Here is a 16,041-nt window from a genome sequence, read left to right as displayed (position 1 = left end):
TCATTGTGTGGTCAGGAGCGCGTACTGGGCCGAGATCTTCTGATGGAGATCCTGCAACTGCTTCGCGGCCGCTTGGATGACGTATCGATCGATTTGGGCAATACAGAAATTCGCTATTATCAGTTCTTTGTCGAGAGACTGGGACGTCTGCGCATGGCACTCGGCATTCTGGCCGAGTCCGGCCGGGACCTCGACTGGCTTGTCATTTTGTCGTGGATGTGTCGATGGCCGCCATTCTTGCCAGAGTGCGTCGGAGCCCTTCTGCGACTTGCTTCGGAACACCACGGCGTCGCCGAATGAAACAAGATCGACTTCGGCGCGCTGAAATAGCGGAAGCGTATCTTGCCCGGGACTCGACAACAGCGACATTGATCCCCGGCCGGTGTACAAACCGTCGGGCTCGGCGCGAACCGGCGCGTCCGGATTGCTGGGGAGGGTGCGCCCGAGAAGCCCCTGCGGATCGAGGGGGATGTGCGGTAGATCCGTGGCCGGGGTCGGCTGGAACTTGTCGAGCAACGGGAGCTGCACGTCGAGCATCTTCTCGACCTGCGCAGTCAACGCGGGAAGGTCGGGTACGGACGTATCGTCGACCACCTTCATGAAGATGACGTATCGGTCGTGCACCGTCCAGGAGCCGATGGAGGAGACGTTCGGCCGCCAATGTGCCGTAGTGCGCGGATATTTGGCGATCCGGACTGGTTCATTGCCGATGTTGTAAGTGAAGTCGTCGTGTTCGAGCGTCGGGCCGACGGACTGCGCGGTTTGCGCGTCGGGGAACATCAGCACCGCGATGTTCATAGTGCGCTGCCTGTGGTCTGGGTTATCGGCTGTCGCCCATGCATTGACCCAGCCCGCGACCAGGTCTTTGGCGACATCATCGAACGTGTCGTTGATGATGAGCGGACCCAGGGTCTTGCGGTTCAGCACGATATGTGGCCGGATACTCCACACGTCCTCGACGTAGGACGGATCCGCTTCATACGGCAACGCCACATAGTCCGCCAGCCGCTGGGCCTCCCGCGCCCGGGCCTGCTTATCGCTCTTGGCATTGCCGATTTCCCGTGGCTTGGTCTGGTAGTTTCCGACATTCAGTTTCGAAACATCGGGCGCTACGCGCCGGGGATACCCGGAAACCTCGGAGCCGCAGGCGCCGACGACTGCCGCTAGTACGCCTGCCGTCACCAAGGCGCACGCGGTCCGAAGCCGGATCGACCTCATGGCGAGCTTCAACACCCTCCCCCTTTGTTCGCGAACTTCTCGCGGATCCTACTTCACACCCGCGGTCAGCGTCGGGGCCTATTTTCGCAACCGGGAATGCGAACGCAGCCGACAACATTCTCACCGCTGGTCAGGCGGAGAGGTGAAATTACATGTGGCGCATAGGTAGACGGAATCTGTTCCGGCGCGCCGCGACAAAGTCGCCGACGCGATGGGTGAGTGCCGCCGGGGCCGTCGGGTTCACAAGCTGTTGGCGAGCAGCGCGAACTGTGCGGTCACCTTCTGCCGCACATCCGGTTCCTTGTCGCTGGTGACCACACCGACATACCGCTTGTACGGGACATAGCAACGGTACTTGTACTGCCGATCCGGATCGCCTTTGCTGTTGAGCTGCAAGCACTTCGCGCCAGGAACATCCTTGGGTGCGTCGATCGGGTCGAAGGTATCGCGCACTTCGTCGATCAGCCCGTCGATGAATTTCTGCCCGGCCGGATTGTCCCGCACGCGGGTCACCGAACCGTTGTCGACGATGGCGAAACGCTCGACGCCGACCTCGTCGACCAGCTTCTGGGTCTTGCTCTCGTCCTCGGCCGACTGCACGAAGTAACTCGGTCCATAGACCGCGAAGTTATCGGCATTCGGGGTGTGCCCACGGCGATCGGCGACCACCACGCGCGCGAGCATGCGCTCCGGATCGATCTTCAGGCTGCTGAATTTGTCCTGCGGGGTGGCCTGGAACTTGTCCAGCGCGCGGGTCTGGGCATCGAGCGTTTTCTCGACCCAGCTCAGCAGGTCCGAACTGTCCGCGCGGGGCCGCCCGACGAACAGCGAGATGACGAACTCCTTGTGCGCCATGAAGGTTCCGACATTGGGAACGCCCGGCCGCCAATGGATATAGGCGTCCGGATATTTGCTCGACGTCAGTTTGCGGTTGTCGGGGGAGATATTGATATCGGCGTCCTCGAGTTCGCGCGCGGCGATCTTCGCGGTGGCCTCGTCCGGGAACCGGAATACGACATTGGTGATCGCGGTGGTGTCGGCAGCCGGCCGGGTCTGACCGGGCGGATCTGGCTTATCCGAACCGCTGGTGGCATATCCGGTGAGGTAGTTGCGGTTCACCAGCACCGGTTTGGACGCGGACGCGACGTGTTCGACGGCATCATCGATGCTGCTGAGCACCTTGCCTTCGCGTCCATAGGTGAGCGACGGGTCGATCTTCGAACTGGCGACCACCGCGTCCGACATCCGCATGCCCTCGACCAGTGCCCCGTTCGAGCCCGCGTCCTGGTCGTATTTGTGTCGATCGACCGGATAGGTACCGACCTCGAGTTTGCGCACATCTTGCTCGGCCGCCAGCGGCGTACCCTGCACGCCGCCGCACCCGGCCAGCACCCCGGTCACCGCGATACAAGCCACAGCGAGCGCGATGCGCGAAGTCCTAACCATGACAGGCCCCTCGTTCCTCCCGATGTGCATTCGAAGTTACCGGACGGACGCCGGGGACGGGCACCCCTTAGGGCTTGGATTGCAATACCCTTGTCGATGTGGCGACGACCCCGCGATATGCACCTCTGGAAGGCCGATACCGTTGAAGGATCGGCAGGTTGAGGTCGTTGTCGGAGGTCACGCCGTCGCCCGGGTCGCGGGTGCGGTGGTGGTCGTCGCGCATCGTGGGCATGCGCGTCCGACTCCGGACACACCCGCCGTTGTCGCGCTCGAATCGCTGGCCGAGCTCGTGCGAGACGCTGCCGAACAGCATCCGGAAGGGCCCGGCGCACTGGTCGCGCGCGCGGCGACCCGCTGGCTGATGACCCATGCCGAGCGGATAAGCCCCGGTGCGCCGATCGATTTCGGCATCCTGTCCGCGGCCGAGACCGGTGGGGTGGCGATCTTCCTGCACGGCGCGGTCACCGCGGTACTCGCCGGTGACGGAACCCTCGAGCGCTATCGGGGCGGTGATGCTGCCTTCACCGTGGACCGGGTCGCATCGGTGCCCACCCGCGCGGTCGCGCTTTTCGTCGACGATCCCGCCGGCCGCATTCCGGATCTGCCCGCCGAACGGGGGATCGGCTGGTTGGTCGAGGGGATCGCACAGGCGGGCGGCGCGATCGTCTGGTCCGACGCGGTGCGTGGCCGATCCGAACCACTGCGATCCGGGGGCGCGCATCCACCGCCGACCGCGCGCATCGACTCGGGACCGACCCAGCGCCCCGAGCCCGAACCGCAGTCGGAGGCCGAACCACAGTTGACCGAGACCCGCGCGTCGACCGCGATGCTCGATTCGGTCCAGGAGCAGGAGCCGGTCGACCCGCATCACGCGCCGACCCAAATGGGCGGCACCAATCCGGCCCCGCGCCCGGATCCGGATCTGCAGCGCAGGCTGGAGGCCACCGCGAAGGCCACCGCGCTGACCGTCAAGGTGCTGGGATTCAAGTGCGCGCGTGCGCATCCCAGCGATCCGCGCTCGGCATTCTGCACGGTCTGCGGGATGCCGGTGGATCAGACGCAGCAGCTCATCGAGGTGGTCCGTCCGCCGCTCGGCATGCTGGTCCTCGACGACGGCATGACCTACATGCTGGCCGCGGACGCGGTCCTCGGCCGCGATCCGGAGCATTCCGAACAGGCCCGCCGCGGCATGGTGCCGTTGAAGGTCGAGGACTCCTCGGGCGGCATGTCCCGCGCGCACGCCGAGGTGCTGCTGGTGAATTGGGATGTGTCCCTGGTAGATCGGGGTTCCACCAATGGCACCCGCACTCGCCTACCCGGCTACCGCGACTGGATCCGCCTACCACCCAACCAGCCGATGGGCCTGATACCCGGCACCGAAATCATGATCGGCAACCGGGTACTGCGATTCGAACCCGCCGCGCCCCCACCTTTCGGCTGACCGACTCGGTTGTCCCGCGCATCTGCCCAACGCAGCAACTGATTTCGTGCGGACATGGGTAACTCGCTGGGTACGGGTTAACGCGATTCGCCCGCACTATCGGCCGCCAACGCTACTGTCCAGGCAGATGAGTCTGGCGCCTGAAGGTGCGGGGAGGCGGGGAGCTCAGGAATAACGTGACGTGCAGGTGTGCTCGCCGTTGAGCACCCCGGCGCGGAACGCGTCGACCCTGGAGAACCCACTCGGCACGGTCTTGCCCTCGATATCGCTGGCCGCGAGCCCGTCGGCCAGCAGTCCGGAGACCGCCTCGTCGAGATCGCCTGCGGCCAAGACGATATCGCCCTGTGCCTGGGTCCGCCCTGGCTGCGCGAGCTTGCCGGTGACCACTCCCGAAAGGCAGGCCGCGCGCAATCCGGTCTTCGCCCCGACGAGCTGCTGACCGTTGCTCTGCTGCACGGCGAGGGTATAGCGCGAAATGAAGACGACGTAGCCGTTGTAATCGCCGGTCACCTTGAGCGGCAACGGATCATTGTCATCGGCATTGGAGGTGCCACGCTGCGCGAGCGCGGGCACATCGGTCGAGATGGTGTTCTTGGCGGGACAATACGAAACCGGCGGTGTGGCAACGCCGTTCTTGCAGTCGATCTTCGCACCGGAGTAGTCGTAGGTCGGCGTCTGCTTCAGCGGCAGGATCACCGCGAGTGCCTTGCTGAGCTCGATCAGACTGTCCTTGTCGATCGGATTCTCACCGTGGCCGGGATCGTCCTTGAAGCTCTGCGGTAAATTGCCGCGGCGGCGCTCGATCTCGTGCATATCAATGGCCTTGCACGCCTTCGGGCCATCGGTGAAGCCGATCTGCACTGCCGTGACCCGCTCGAATGCCGAACCGTGCACGCTCTCGGGATCATCCGGGTTCGAGTCCCGAATGGCGACGGTCGCGGCCAGCACCGAGTTCAGGCCATCGGAGGTATTGATGGTGAAGTGCTTGGATTTGCCTTCGGCCACATGGCGAATGAACGCACCCGAGAAGCAGTCGGCCTGCTGCTCCTTGACGATCACCGGATCCTTCGTCTGCACGATTTTCGCCATGGTCTGGATGGCGTGTCCGTATTCGTGGGCGAGCACCATGATCACGGCCATCTTGCCGAAGGTGTCCTCGATCGTCGGCAACAGCACCGAGCGATCCCAGCCGATCGAGTTGTCCAGTCGGCAGTAGGCGGCGTTCACCAGGTGATAGGTGGACTCCTTGCAGAATTCGAGCGCCTGGCTGCGCGGCGCCTTGGCGCTCCAGGAGATCAGCTTGTCGACCGGCTTGAATTCGCCGTCGAAGTCCTTGCTGTATTCGGCACGCCAATATGTCTGAATATCCTCGATCGCGTTGAGCGCCAAGGCATCCACCTCGCCGCTGTCCCCGTTGACCGCGGTGAGTGAGCTATCGGGGACGCCGTCGCGCGGACCGCTCGGACCGCTCGTAGTCGGCAGTCCAGCGACCTTGAACGGATCGTCGTAGACCGAAACCGCTCGACCGTGCACCGCGCGAGTACAGCCCGGCAACATTGCGATTACGCATAGTGCTGTGGCAATGATTGCGGTCGCTCGGAGTTTCGGCAAGGCTCCCCCTAGTCGGCCGGTCGCGCGTTCATAACGGTCTCCGGATCGGGGCAAAAGGCGCATCGGGGGCACCGCCGAAGTCCGGGTGATGGAATAGTATCCGCTGCATGTCTTCACCGGGGGCGCAGACCATCACCGTGCGCCATGATGGAACCGAACGGGTCTTCGATTCGAATCAACAGGTCACGATGGGGCGCGCACCGGAAGTGACGCTCTTCGTGGACAGTCCGCTGGTCTCGCGGGTGCATGCGACGCTCGCCTGGCAGGGCAACAGCTGGGTGCTCACCGACAACGGCAGCACCAACGGCGTTTTCGTGGATGCGCGGCGGTTGAGTCAGCCGGTGCCGATCAATCGGCCGACGCAGGTGCGCCTCGGTGATGCGATCAGCGGTCCGCTATTGCATCTGCTGCCCGCGCCGCCCCGGCCTCCGCAGCCGCCCTCCCAGCCGCAGTCGTCGGTGCCGTCGGGTTACCAGCATCCGAGACGGACACCGCAGGCGCCACCGCCGTCACAGCAGCGTTCGGAGCAGCCACCACAACCATTTTCACAGCCGCCGTCCCAGCAGCGTCCGCAACAGCAACCCGCACAACCACCTTCGCAGCCGCAGGTTCAGCAGCCACCGCCTTCCCAACCGCAGCAGCCGAACGTCAATATGACCTTCAAGGCCGACACCTCCATGTTGCCGCCGGTCCGCTCCCGCCCGTCCACCGCGCCGATCGCCAGGGCCGACCGCCTGCCGCCCGGCGGGCTCACTATCGGTCGTACCTCCGACAATCAGATCGTCGTCAACGATCCGCTGGCCTCGCGCAAGCACGCGCGTCTGGTCGCGGCATCCGAGGGCCTGACCATCGAGGACCTCGGCTCGGCCAACGGCACCTTCGTCAACGGACATCGCGAGCAGCGCACGGTGCTGCGTGAGCGCGACATCATCACCATCGGCAATATCGACTTCGTCGTCCAGCAGGGCACGCTGGTGCATCGGCAGAAGCCGGTCGCCGAGCAAGGCCTGCACGTGCACGGCGTCGGGTTCACCGTCGAGGGCAATAAGCAGTTGCTCGTCGATGTGAATATGCAGGCGGGGCGCGGCACGCTCACCGCACTCATCGGACCTTCCGGCGCGGGCAAATCGACGCTGTCGAAATTGATCGCGGGCACCACGCATCCCTCCGGCGGTGTGGTCACCTTCGAGGGCCGCAACCTGCACGCCGAATACGAGGCGCTGCGTTCCCGCATCGGCATGGTGCCGCAGGACGATGTGCTGCACCGTCAGCTCACCGTGCGCCAAGCCCTCGGCTATGCCGCCGAACTCCGACTGCCGCCGGACAACTCGAAGGCCGACCGACAGCAGGTGATCGACGGTGTGCTGAAAGAACTTTCGCTCACCGAACATGCCGACACCAGGGTCGACCGGCTCTCCGGCGGTCAGCGCAAGCGCGCGTCGGTGGCGTTGGAACTGCTGACCGGTCCGTCGCTGCTGATTCTGGACGAACCGACCTCGGGTCTGGATCCGGCGCTGGATCGTCAGGTGATGACGATGCTGCGCGAACTGGCCGATGCCGGGCGCACCGTCATCGTGGTCACCCACTCGGTGGCCTGCCTGGACATGTGCGATCAGGTGCTGTTGCTCGCCCCCGGTGGCAAGACCGCCTTCTGCGGTCATCCGGCCAGTGTCGGCGCGGCCATGGGCACCAGCGACTGGGCCGAGATCTTCGGGCGGGTCGCCGCGAATCCGGATCAGGCATTCGCCGCGTACCGGTCCAGGCTGGCCTTCGCGCCACCGCCGCCACCACCAGCGCCACCGCGGCAGGGGTCGGCGGGCAGTCCACCGCAATCCGGGCGCGCCAAGCAGTTCTCCACCCTGGCGCGACGGCAGGTGCGGTTGATTTTCGCCGACCGCGGTTATCTGGCGTTCCTGGTGATCCTGCCCTTCATTCTCGGTACGTTGTCGCTGGTCGTGCCGGGCAGCAACGGTTTCCAGAGCGGCCCATTGGAGCAGGTGCAGAGCGGCAACGAGGTGCTCTTCGTCCCGTCCGGGGGCAGCGAGACGCAGCAGCTGCTCGTTGTGTTGATTCTGGGTGCCTGCTTCATGGGATCCACGCTGACCGTGCGCGATCTGGTCGGTGAGCGCACCATCTTCCATCGTGAGCGCGCGGTCGGGCTGCTGCCCTCGGCGTATCTGTTCGCAAAGATCGCGGTGTTCAGCATTACCGCGTTCCTGCAGGCGGCGGTGCTGGTCGGCATCACGTTGGTCGGTAAGAAGCCGCCGCTGGAGGGTTCGGTAATCCCGAATGGACCCGCCGAGCTCTATCTCGATATCGCATTGACCGCCGTGTGCTGTGTGGTCTTCGGTCTGCTGTTGTCGAGCCTGGCGAGGTCCAACGAGCAGGTCATGCCGATGCTGGTGGTGATGATCATGGTCCAGCTGGTCATGGCGGGCGGCTTGATTCCGGTGACCAACCGGGTTGTGCTCGAGCAGATCTCGTGGCTGTTCCCGGCGCGATGGGGATATGCGGCGGGAGCGTCGACGGTGGATATCCGGACACTGTTCGCCAACGCGCAACCCGATGCGTTGTGGAAGCACGAGCCGAATGTCTGGTATCTCGATATCGGCCTGCTCGTCGCGATAACCGCCGTGTTGGCGATTATCACCTGGCGCCGGTTGCGGTTGCGGAAGTCGAACGCGTGACGGCCTGCTCAGGCGGCTTCTCCCCGGATGCGGTGAGCATGTCGCTCGCGCAACAGGCACACTTATGCCTGTGACGGTGCGAGTTGGGGCAGTACATCTCGGGTGGGATGTGGTGTCCGTTGCCGCGGGCGGCGGTGGGACACCGATCCGCCCCGTGCAGGTAGAAGGTACGTACACGCCGCCCGCATATCTGCTGGCGGATTCGTCGGGCGGGCTACATACCGCCGGAATGGAGCGGCAGCGGCCGGATCTGGGGATGGCGATCGCCGATGTGCGCGACATCCTCGGCCATCCGCAGATCGTGGTGGCCGGTGCGACATGGCCCGCCGAACTGGTCTTCCGTGCCCGCATGTACAACCCGCTCGCGGCCGTCGGCAAATATCTGCGCGGTAAACCGGATCTGGTCGCGCTGCCGTTCCCGGACGGCTGGCCGGACGCGAAGGTCGATGTGTACGTCGATCTGGTCGAGCGGCTGGACGTCACGGTCGAACCGCTGCCGGAAAGTGTCGCGCTGTCCGGATATGTGCGTGCGCTCGGGTTGGTGCGGTCCCCGGACGATCGCAATCCGCACGGCATCGGCGCGACCGGTGTGTACTCCGACGGGCGGACCATGCTGGTTGTCGCGGTGCACGGCGACGATGAGCAGCCGACCGAATCGGTCGACGTGCCGGTCACCGCGGAGGCCATGCGCGATGCGCGTTCGGCCGACAATGTGGTGATCGAGGTGATGGCCGCGGCCCGCTCGATCGGCGCGGACACCTCGACGGTGCTGCTGTCCGGCAATGTCTGCTTCAACGACGCGCTGCGGCTGGCCTTCCAGAACCATCTCGGGCACCGATTGCATGTGGCCGATCACCCGATGCACGCGCTGGTGCTCGGTGCCTCGCACCTGCTGCTGACCGATAACGAGAACGGTGAGCCGGAGTCGGCGGGCAGGCATGCCGAGCCGCCGCCGCGGGCGAGGCAGGTGGAGTCGGCGCAGTATCAGGCCGAATCGGCACAGCAGCAGGCGCTTTCGGTGCAGCGACAGGTGGAGGCCGCGCAGGCGCAGGCGTTATCGGCGCAGCGGCAGGCCGAGGCGTTGCAGGGGCGGGATGTGCCGTCTCGTTCCGAGCAGGGGCCGGTCCGTTCTGATCCGGGGCAGGTCCGGCCTGATCAAGGGCAGGGACGTCCAGAACATGGGCAGGGCCCCCGCGAGGTCGGGCAGCCGCATCCGCCGGTGGTTCAATACGGGCCCGGATATCCGACCGTGCAGCCGTCGACCGAGCCGACGGGTGAGGAGCCGACCACGCGGGTCAGCCGGGAATCCTTGCCGCCGAACCTCGCTGAGCTCGGCAGCCGATTCACCCGCCCGCCCGGGCAGTATCCGGATGACCAGCGGCCCACCGTTATCGGTCGGCCACCAACGCCACCGGGACCGGTGCCGCCGTTGGGTCCGCGTGGTCCGTACCAACCGCCGCAGGACCAACCGCCGCAGGGCGGTTCGCAGTGGCGTCCGTCCGAGTCGGACGACGAAGACAAACCGCGCAAGGGCAAGCGCTGGGGCAAATTGTTCGGCGCGCAGGCGGTTGCCGGTGCCGCCGCACTGGCCGCGATGGCCATGCCCTCGGGTGGTGACCGGGTCGAACTGGCCGCTTCGGTCGCCGGGTCGCCGGTGTCCTGCCCATTGACCCCGTACGTCACCAATGAGCAGCGTGCGGGCATTGCCGCGGCTCGTGGATACGACCCGGGTCTGGTTTCGGAACAGGGCGACTCCGGATTCGGCGCCGCGGGCGCGGAGTGCGCGCAGCCGAGCATCGACGTCCCGCGCTATGTGGTTCCGGGCCCGCCCGGCGCCATCGACCACGGTCCGCCGATCGAGATCTGACCGGTTTCATACCGCTGCGGCATGGCTGGTATCGTTGCCCGTTGGCGTGTGAACGTACGTCGAGCCCCGGGTCTCCACCGGCCGCCGGGAACTCACTCGACCGCACGCCGTGGCTGGCAACACCGACTACAGACAGGGAACCACTGTGCCTACGTACAGCCCCAAGGCGGGTGACGTGACCCGTAAGTGGTACGTCATCGACGCCACTGACGTAGTGCTCGGCCGTCTCGCCGTCCAGGCAGCGAATCTGCTGCGCGGCAAGACCAAGCCGACCTACGCGCCGAACTTCGATGGCGGCGACTTCGTCATCATCATCAACGCCGACAAGGTTGCCATCTCCGGCAACAAGAAGGCCGACAAGCTGATCCACCACCACAGCGGACACCCGGGCGGCCTCAAGTCGCGCACTGTCGGTCAGGTGTTGGAGTCGCGCCCCGATCGTCTCGTGGAGAAGGCCGTCAAGGGCATGATCCCGAAGAACAAGCTCGGCAACGCCATCGCGGGCAAGCTGAAGGTCTACGCGGGCCCGACGCATCCGCACGCCGCTCAGCAGCCCATTCCGTTCGAGATCAAGCAGGTGGCCCAGTGACCGCTCCTGAGGAATTCAACGAGGACTTCGCCGAGGACGCCAACGTCGAGGTCGTCGAGGAGGACTACGGCTACGAGGCCGAGCCCGCCGCCTACGCCCCGATCGTGATCGACCGTCCCGTGCAGACCGTCGGTCGCCGCAAGGAGGCCGTCGTTCGCGTGCGCCTGCTGCCGGGTACCGGCAACTTCGTGCTGAACGGCCGCACCATCGAGGACTACTTCCCGAACAAGGTGCACCAGCAGCTGGTCAAGTCGCCGCTGGTGACCGTCGAGCGGACCGAGTCCTTCGACATCCACGCGCGTCTGGTCGGCGGTGGCCCCTCGGGCCAGGCCGGTGCGCTGCGTCTGGCCATCGCCCGTGCGCTCATCGAGGTCACCCCGGATGACCGTCCCGCCCTGAAGCGGGCCGGATTCCTGACACGTGACCCGCGTGCCACCGAGCGTAAGAAGTACGGCCTCAAGAAGGCCCGCAAGGCGCCGCAGTACTCGAAGCGCTGATTTTGGCTACGTCGGCCGCCGTCATCCGGCACCCTGTGGGTGCCGGAGACGGTACGGTCGGCGGGGCACCTGTGCGAGAGCAGGCTTCCAGCACGGCTGGGCGCCTGCTCTCGTGCTGTATCTATTTGCCGCGTTTGCGGGGCCCTGCGTGGTTACGCGGGCTGCCGCCTCCGTGCCCGTCGCGCACGCCGCGGATCTACGATGAGGGGCGAGGGTAGTGGGACGTTTGTTCGGCACCGACGGAGTCCGTGGGCTTGCCAATGAATCGCTGAGTCCGGAACTGGCGCTGCGGGTTTCCGGTGCCGCCGCGCAGATCCTGAGTCGCGGCAAGGAGCGCGCGCTCGCCGTGGTCGGTCGCGATCCACGCGCCAGCGGCGAGATGCTCGAAGCCGCGGTCACCGCCGGTCTGACCGCCGCGGGCGTGAATGTGCTTTCGGTAGGCGTACTTCCGACCCCCGCCGTGGCGTACCTGACCGGACTCTACGACGCCTGCCTCGGCGTAATGATCTCGGCCTCGCACAATCCCATGCCGGACAATGGAATCAAGATCTTCGCGGCCGGTGGGCACAAGCTCGACGACGCGGTCGAGGACCGGATCGAGGCGTTGATCGTCGAAGGTGCGACGCTGCGGCCGATCGGTGCCGGAATCGGTCGCGTGCTGAACGCTTCCGGCGCCCGCGATCACGGGCAGGTGATCCCGGATCAATACAGCGAGGCGGGCACGCACGAGCGGTACGTCGAGCATCTGGTCGAGGCGACCGGACAGGATCTGTCCGGGCTGACCGTCGTCGTCGATTGCGCGCACGGCGCGGCCTCCGAGGTCGGACCCGCGGCCTATCGCGCGGCAGGTGCGACGGTCATCGCGATCAATGCCGAACCTGACGGCCTCAATATCAACGATGGTTGCGGCTCGACGCATCTCGAACAAATTCAGCACGCGGTGCGCGAACACGGCGCTGACCTGGGCATCGCGCATGACGGCGATGCGGACCGCACGCTGGCCGTCGATGCCGACGGCGCCGTCGTCGACGGTGACGCGATTCTGGCCATTCTCGCGCTGGCCATGCACGAGACCGGTTCGCTGGTCCAGAACACCCTGGTCGGCACGGTCATGAGCAATCTGGGCCTGCATATCGCGATGCGCGAAGCGGGAATTACCTTGCGCACCACCGCTGTCGGCGACCGGTATGTTCTCGAGGAGTTGCGTCGCGGCGGCTATAATCTCGGCGGCGAACAATCCGGACATGTGGTTTTCCCCGACTACGGCACCACCGGCGACGGCATTCTCACCGGATTGAAACTGATGGCTCGCATGGCGCAGACTCGCCGCACGCTGGCCGATTTGGCTTCGGTGCTGCAGACGGTGCCGCAGGTGCTGGTGAACGTTCCGGTCACCGACAAGGCGACGGTTGCCGCGGCGCCCGAGATCCGCGAGGCGGTGGCGGAAGCCGAACGGGTGCTCGGGGATTCCGGGCGAATCCTATTGCGCCCCAGTGGAACCGAGCAACTGGTTCGGGTGATGGTCGAGGCTACCGACCTGGTTCGAGCTCAGCAGCTGGCCGATGACTTGGCCAAGCGTGTAGCCGCGGTGTAGTCGCGTCAGCGGTACGATCCCGCGCGTCCCGGCGGTGCGCACCTCTGCATCGCAGCTGTGCGGCTCCTGTGGTGGTGTCGCAGACTCCGTTTGATCGCCAGCGATGACCATCTGCCAGCCCGGCTTCGAGTGGTCGATCGAGGTCAGCACGAGCCGTGAATGCTTGCTGCGGCACGGCGAGTTGTCCACAGGGAATCGGTTATCCACAGACTTTCTGTTTGCGCTGCTCGGGCAGCGAGGGCGCGGTTCGGTTTCGCCGATAGTTGGCGTATGCGACCAGGCCTGGAAGAAGTACGGGACAAGCAATTCGGCGTCTTCACCTCATGGCAGGTGCTGTGCGAATACACCCGCACGGAAATGCGGACCTTGCTCGACAGCGGCGAATGGGTCCGTGTCTTCCGCGGCGTCTTCCGGGAGGCCACCACTCCACCCTCTGCCCAACTCCGCGTCGAAGCGGCCCGACTATCCATGGGAGTGCCGACGGTGATCGCCGCCTACCACACCGCCGGCGAACTGCACGGTTTCGCGATACCGCACAGCCAACCCACTCACGTACTGGGCCTGCAAGATTCGCGCTCCCGCCGCCTCATCGTCCACCGCGACCACATCGACAAGGCCGAACTAGACCTGACGCACGGAATTGTGACCACCAATCCCACCCGAACCGCAATAGACGTGGCCCGCACCGCGTCTCGCCCCGAAGCTCTGGCAACGCTGGAATCCGCACTGCGCATGGGCATCTCCCGCACCGCCCTCACCACCGAACTCCAACGCCACCACAGACGCCGCGGCTATACCCAAGCCGCCGAACTGATCCCCCTTGCCACCCGCCCCGAATCCCCCCTTTCCACCTGCCAGCACCAGACGATCCACCCTCGACCTCAGGCCCCCCGGTTATGCATTCATGAGGCGCGGGCGAGGATGTCCGGGGCGAGCAGACGAAGCGACCTGAATGAGATCACCTAGTTTTCGGTGAGATGGCCGTTGTTCATATGCCAGCGGCGGGTCGCGGTGATCGAGTCGAGCATGCGGCGGTCGTGGGTGACCAGAAGCATTGTGCCTTCGAAGGATTCGATGGCCTGCTCGAGTTGTTCGATCGCGGGTAGGTCGAGGTGGTTGGTTGGTTCGTCGAGGACCAGCAGGTTGACGCCGCGGGCTTGGAGCAGGGCGAGTGCGGCGCGGGTACGTTCGCCGGGGGAGAGGGTTTCGCAGGGGCGCAGGACATGTGGGCCGCGGAGGCCGAATTTGGCCAGCAGCATGCGGACCTCGGCGTCGGGCCATTCCGGCATTTCGGCACTGAAAGTATCTGCGAGGGCGGCACTTCCGCGGAAAAGTCCGCGCGCCTGATCGACCTCGCCGATTTCGACGCCGGAACCGAGCGTGGCAGTTCCGCTGTCCGGCTGGACTTTTCCGAGCAGCAGAGCCAGGAGTGTGGACTTGCCGGAACCATTTGCGCCGGTCAGCACGATGCGGTCGGCCCAGTCGACCTGGGTGCTGACCGGGCCGAGCTCGAAATCCCCTCGGGTGAGGGTCGCATTCGACAAAGTGGCGACCACCGAGCCACTGCGCGGGGCCGCCGCGATGGACATGCGCAGCTCCCACTCCTTGCGCGGCTCCTCGACCACATCCAGTCGCTCGATGCGCCGCTGGGTCTGGCGGGCCTTGGCGGCCTGCTTCTCGGTGGATTCGGCGCGCATCTTGCGGCCCGCCTTGTCGGAGTCGACCTTCTTGGGGTCGCGGGCCTTCCGACGAGCGTTGCGAACGCCGTGTTCGAGCCAGTTGCGCTGCATTTGGGCGCGTGCCTCGAGCCCGGCCTTGGTGTCGGCATACTCCTCGTAGGCCTCCCGGGCATGCTGGCGGGTGATCTCACGCTCCATCAGATACGCCTCGTAACCACCGTCATAGATCCCGACTTGCTGTTGCGCGACATCGAGTTCGACAATGCGATTCACGGTGCGCGCCAGGAACTCTCGGTCATGACTGATCACCATCAGCGGCACCCGAACCCCGGCCACGAACTGTTCCAGCCGGGCGAGGCCGTCGAGATCCAGATCGTTCGTCGGCTCGTCGAGCAACAGAATGTCGAAGCGTGACAACAGGACCGATGCGAGACCGGCGCGGGCTGCCTGGCCGCCGGAAAGTCCGCTCATCGCGGTATCGAGGCCGTTCGGCAGGCTTTCCGCGAGTCCGAGATCCGCCGCGACCTCCTCGGCTCGCTGGTCCAGATCAGCGCCGCCGAGTGCGAGCCAGCGCTCCAGTGCAGGCGAATATTCGTCCTCGCCGGCATCGGCCAAACGTTCTGCGGCAGCATCCATGATGCGTTGTGCTTCGGCGACACCTGTTCGGCGACCGAGGAATTCGAGCACGGTCTCCCCGGCGATCCGCTCGGGCTCCTGCGCCAAGTACCCGACGGTGGCATCAGGCGGGGACAGCGTGATGCTGCCGGTGGGCGCCGATCGGTTCGCGAGCATGCGCAGCAGCGTCGACTTGCCCGCACCGTTCATGCCGACCAAACCGATCACATCACCCGGCGCGAGGGTGAAATCGAGGTCGTCGAACAGGGTACGTTCGCCGTGGCCCGCGGACAGTCCGCGCACGTGCAGAGTGGTGCTCACCAGCATGAGTCTGCCGTGTCCGTGCCACACACTGGCACCGCGGGGTCTCGGGGTAGCACCCTGAGTCCACAGCCTCCGGAAATCAGGGTCGGGATAGGTCATGGGACCGATGTGAGGCGTTGTTTTCCCGGGCAGAGTTGATGTCGTACCGAACATCACCAGAGAGGGACCACAATGACCGCCCCCGCCCCAACCCGCCGACTCACCCGCTCCGGCAACGACAAGTGGATCGCCGGCGTCTGCGGCGGCATCGCCGAATACTTCGGCTGGAACGCCAACGTCGTCCGGTTGCTCTTCGTTCTGTCCTGCCTGCTCCCGGGGCCGCAGTTCGTCGTGTATCTGGTTCTGTGGCTGATCATTCCGAAAAAGTGATCCCCGATAAATAGGGTCTCGGAGCTGCGTTCGGGACTCGCGGATGACACTATGGATCGGTACCCACCGATCGACCGCCGTGTCACCCACGCGAGTCCCGACCA

General features: G+C 65.5%; 12 protein-coding genes. 8 read left to right on the top strand and 4 right to left on the bottom strand.

What is annotated here, in order from left to right; all coding sequences use genetic code 11:
- The gene (locus tag ACQP1T_RS34760) at positions 1 to 1,230 is read right to left on the bottom strand and encodes a DUF7373 family lipoprotein (protein WP_433757232.1); all 1,230 of its coding nucleotides are present in this window, start codon (positions 1,228 to 1,230) and stop codon (positions 1 to 3) included.
- Positions 1,231 to 1,458: 228 nt separating this feature from the next.
- Positions 1,459 to 2,664, bottom strand: coding sequence for a DUF7373 family lipoprotein (locus ACQP1T_RS34755; protein ID WP_433757231.1), 1,206 nt, complete (start codon positions 2,662 to 2,664; stop codon positions 1,459 to 1,461).
- Positions 2,665 to 2,806: 142 nt separating this feature from the next.
- On the opposite strand from ACQP1T_RS34755, the gene ACQP1T_RS34750 reads away from it, so the two are divergent.
- The gene (locus ACQP1T_RS34750; protein ID WP_433757230.1) at positions 2,807 to 4,105 is read left to right on the top strand and encodes an FHA domain-containing protein; all 1,299 of its coding nucleotides are present in this window, start codon (positions 2,807 to 2,809) and stop codon (positions 4,103 to 4,105) included.
- Between the two features lie 165 nt (positions 4,106 to 4,270).
- Here ACQP1T_RS34750 and ACQP1T_RS34745 read toward each other — a convergent pair whose 3' ends face one another.
- Positions 4,271 to 5,662, bottom strand: a complete 1,392-nt coding sequence (locus ACQP1T_RS34745; RefSeq protein ID WP_433757229.1) for a metallopeptidase — start codon at positions 5,660 to 5,662, stop codon at positions 4,271 to 4,273.
- Positions 5,663 to 5,823: 161 nt separating this feature from the next.
- On the opposite strand from ACQP1T_RS34745, the gene ACQP1T_RS34740 reads away from it, so the two are divergent.
- The 6 genes from ACQP1T_RS34740 (at position 5,824) to ACQP1T_RS34715 (ending at position 13,916) form a co-directional block, all read left to right on the top strand.
- The gene (locus ACQP1T_RS34740; protein ID WP_433757228.1) at positions 5,824 to 8,403 is read left to right on the top strand and encodes an FHA domain-containing protein; all 2,580 of its coding nucleotides are present in this window, start codon (positions 5,824 to 5,826) and stop codon (positions 8,401 to 8,403) included.
- A gap of 70 nt (positions 8,404 to 8,473) precedes the next feature.
- On the top strand, positions 8,474 to 10,270 hold the full coding sequence (locus ACQP1T_RS34735) for a hypothetical protein (RefSeq protein WP_433757227.1): 1,797 nt from the start codon (positions 8,474 to 8,476) through the stop codon (positions 10,268 to 10,270).
- 145 nt (positions 10,271 to 10,415) lie between these two features.
- The gene (gene rplM, locus ACQP1T_RS34730; RefSeq protein ID WP_040686710.1) at positions 10,416 to 10,859 is read left to right on the top strand and encodes a 50S ribosomal protein L13; all 444 of its coding nucleotides are present in this window, start codon (positions 10,416 to 10,418) and stop codon (positions 10,857 to 10,859) included.
- The gene (rpsI, locus tag ACQP1T_RS34725) at positions 10,856 to 11,356 is read left to right on the top strand and encodes a 30S ribosomal protein S9 (RefSeq protein WP_397055801.1); all 501 of its coding nucleotides are present in this window, start codon (positions 10,856 to 10,858) and stop codon (positions 11,354 to 11,356) included. The genes rplM and rpsI overlap by 4 nt, the downstream gene beginning before the upstream one ends.
- A gap of 217 nt (positions 11,357 to 11,573) precedes the next feature.
- Positions 11,574 to 12,950, top strand: a complete 1,377-nt coding sequence (glmM, locus tag ACQP1T_RS34720) for a phosphoglucosamine mutase (RefSeq protein WP_433757226.1) — start codon at positions 11,574 to 11,576, stop codon at positions 12,948 to 12,950.
- Between the two features lie 270 nt (positions 12,951 to 13,220).
- Positions 13,221 to 13,916 carry a hypothetical protein gene (locus tag ACQP1T_RS34715; RefSeq protein ID WP_433757225.1) on the top strand — a complete coding sequence of 232 codons (696 nt, stop codon included), beginning with the start codon at positions 13,221 to 13,223 and terminating at the stop codon, positions 13,914 to 13,916.
- On the opposite strand, the gene ACQP1T_RS34710 is transcribed toward ACQP1T_RS34715, so the two are convergent.
- Positions 13,913 to 15,571 (bottom strand): ABC-F family ATP-binding cassette domain-containing protein, encoded by a 1,659-nt coding sequence (locus ACQP1T_RS34710; protein WP_433757224.1) that lies wholly within the window; start codon positions 15,569 to 15,571, stop codon positions 13,913 to 13,915. The two genes, ACQP1T_RS34715 and ACQP1T_RS34710, sit on opposite strands and share 4 nt — an antisense overlap.
- 168 nt (positions 15,572 to 15,739) lie before the next feature.
- On the opposite strand from ACQP1T_RS34710, the gene ACQP1T_RS34705 reads away from it, so the two are divergent.
- Complete coding sequence (locus ACQP1T_RS34705) at positions 15,740 to 15,937, top strand: PspC domain-containing protein (protein WP_433757223.1); 198 nt, start codon at positions 15,740 to 15,742, stop codon at positions 15,935 to 15,937.
- The last annotated feature ends 104 nt before the right edge of the window (positions 15,938 to 16,041 follow it).

It is taken from the genome of Nocardia sp. CA-135398, from assembly GCF_050955845.1.
Lineage (GTDB): Bacteria > Actinomycetota > Actinomycetes > Mycobacteriales > Mycobacteriaceae > Nocardia.
This window is presented reverse-complemented; position numbering and strand designations above follow the sequence as displayed.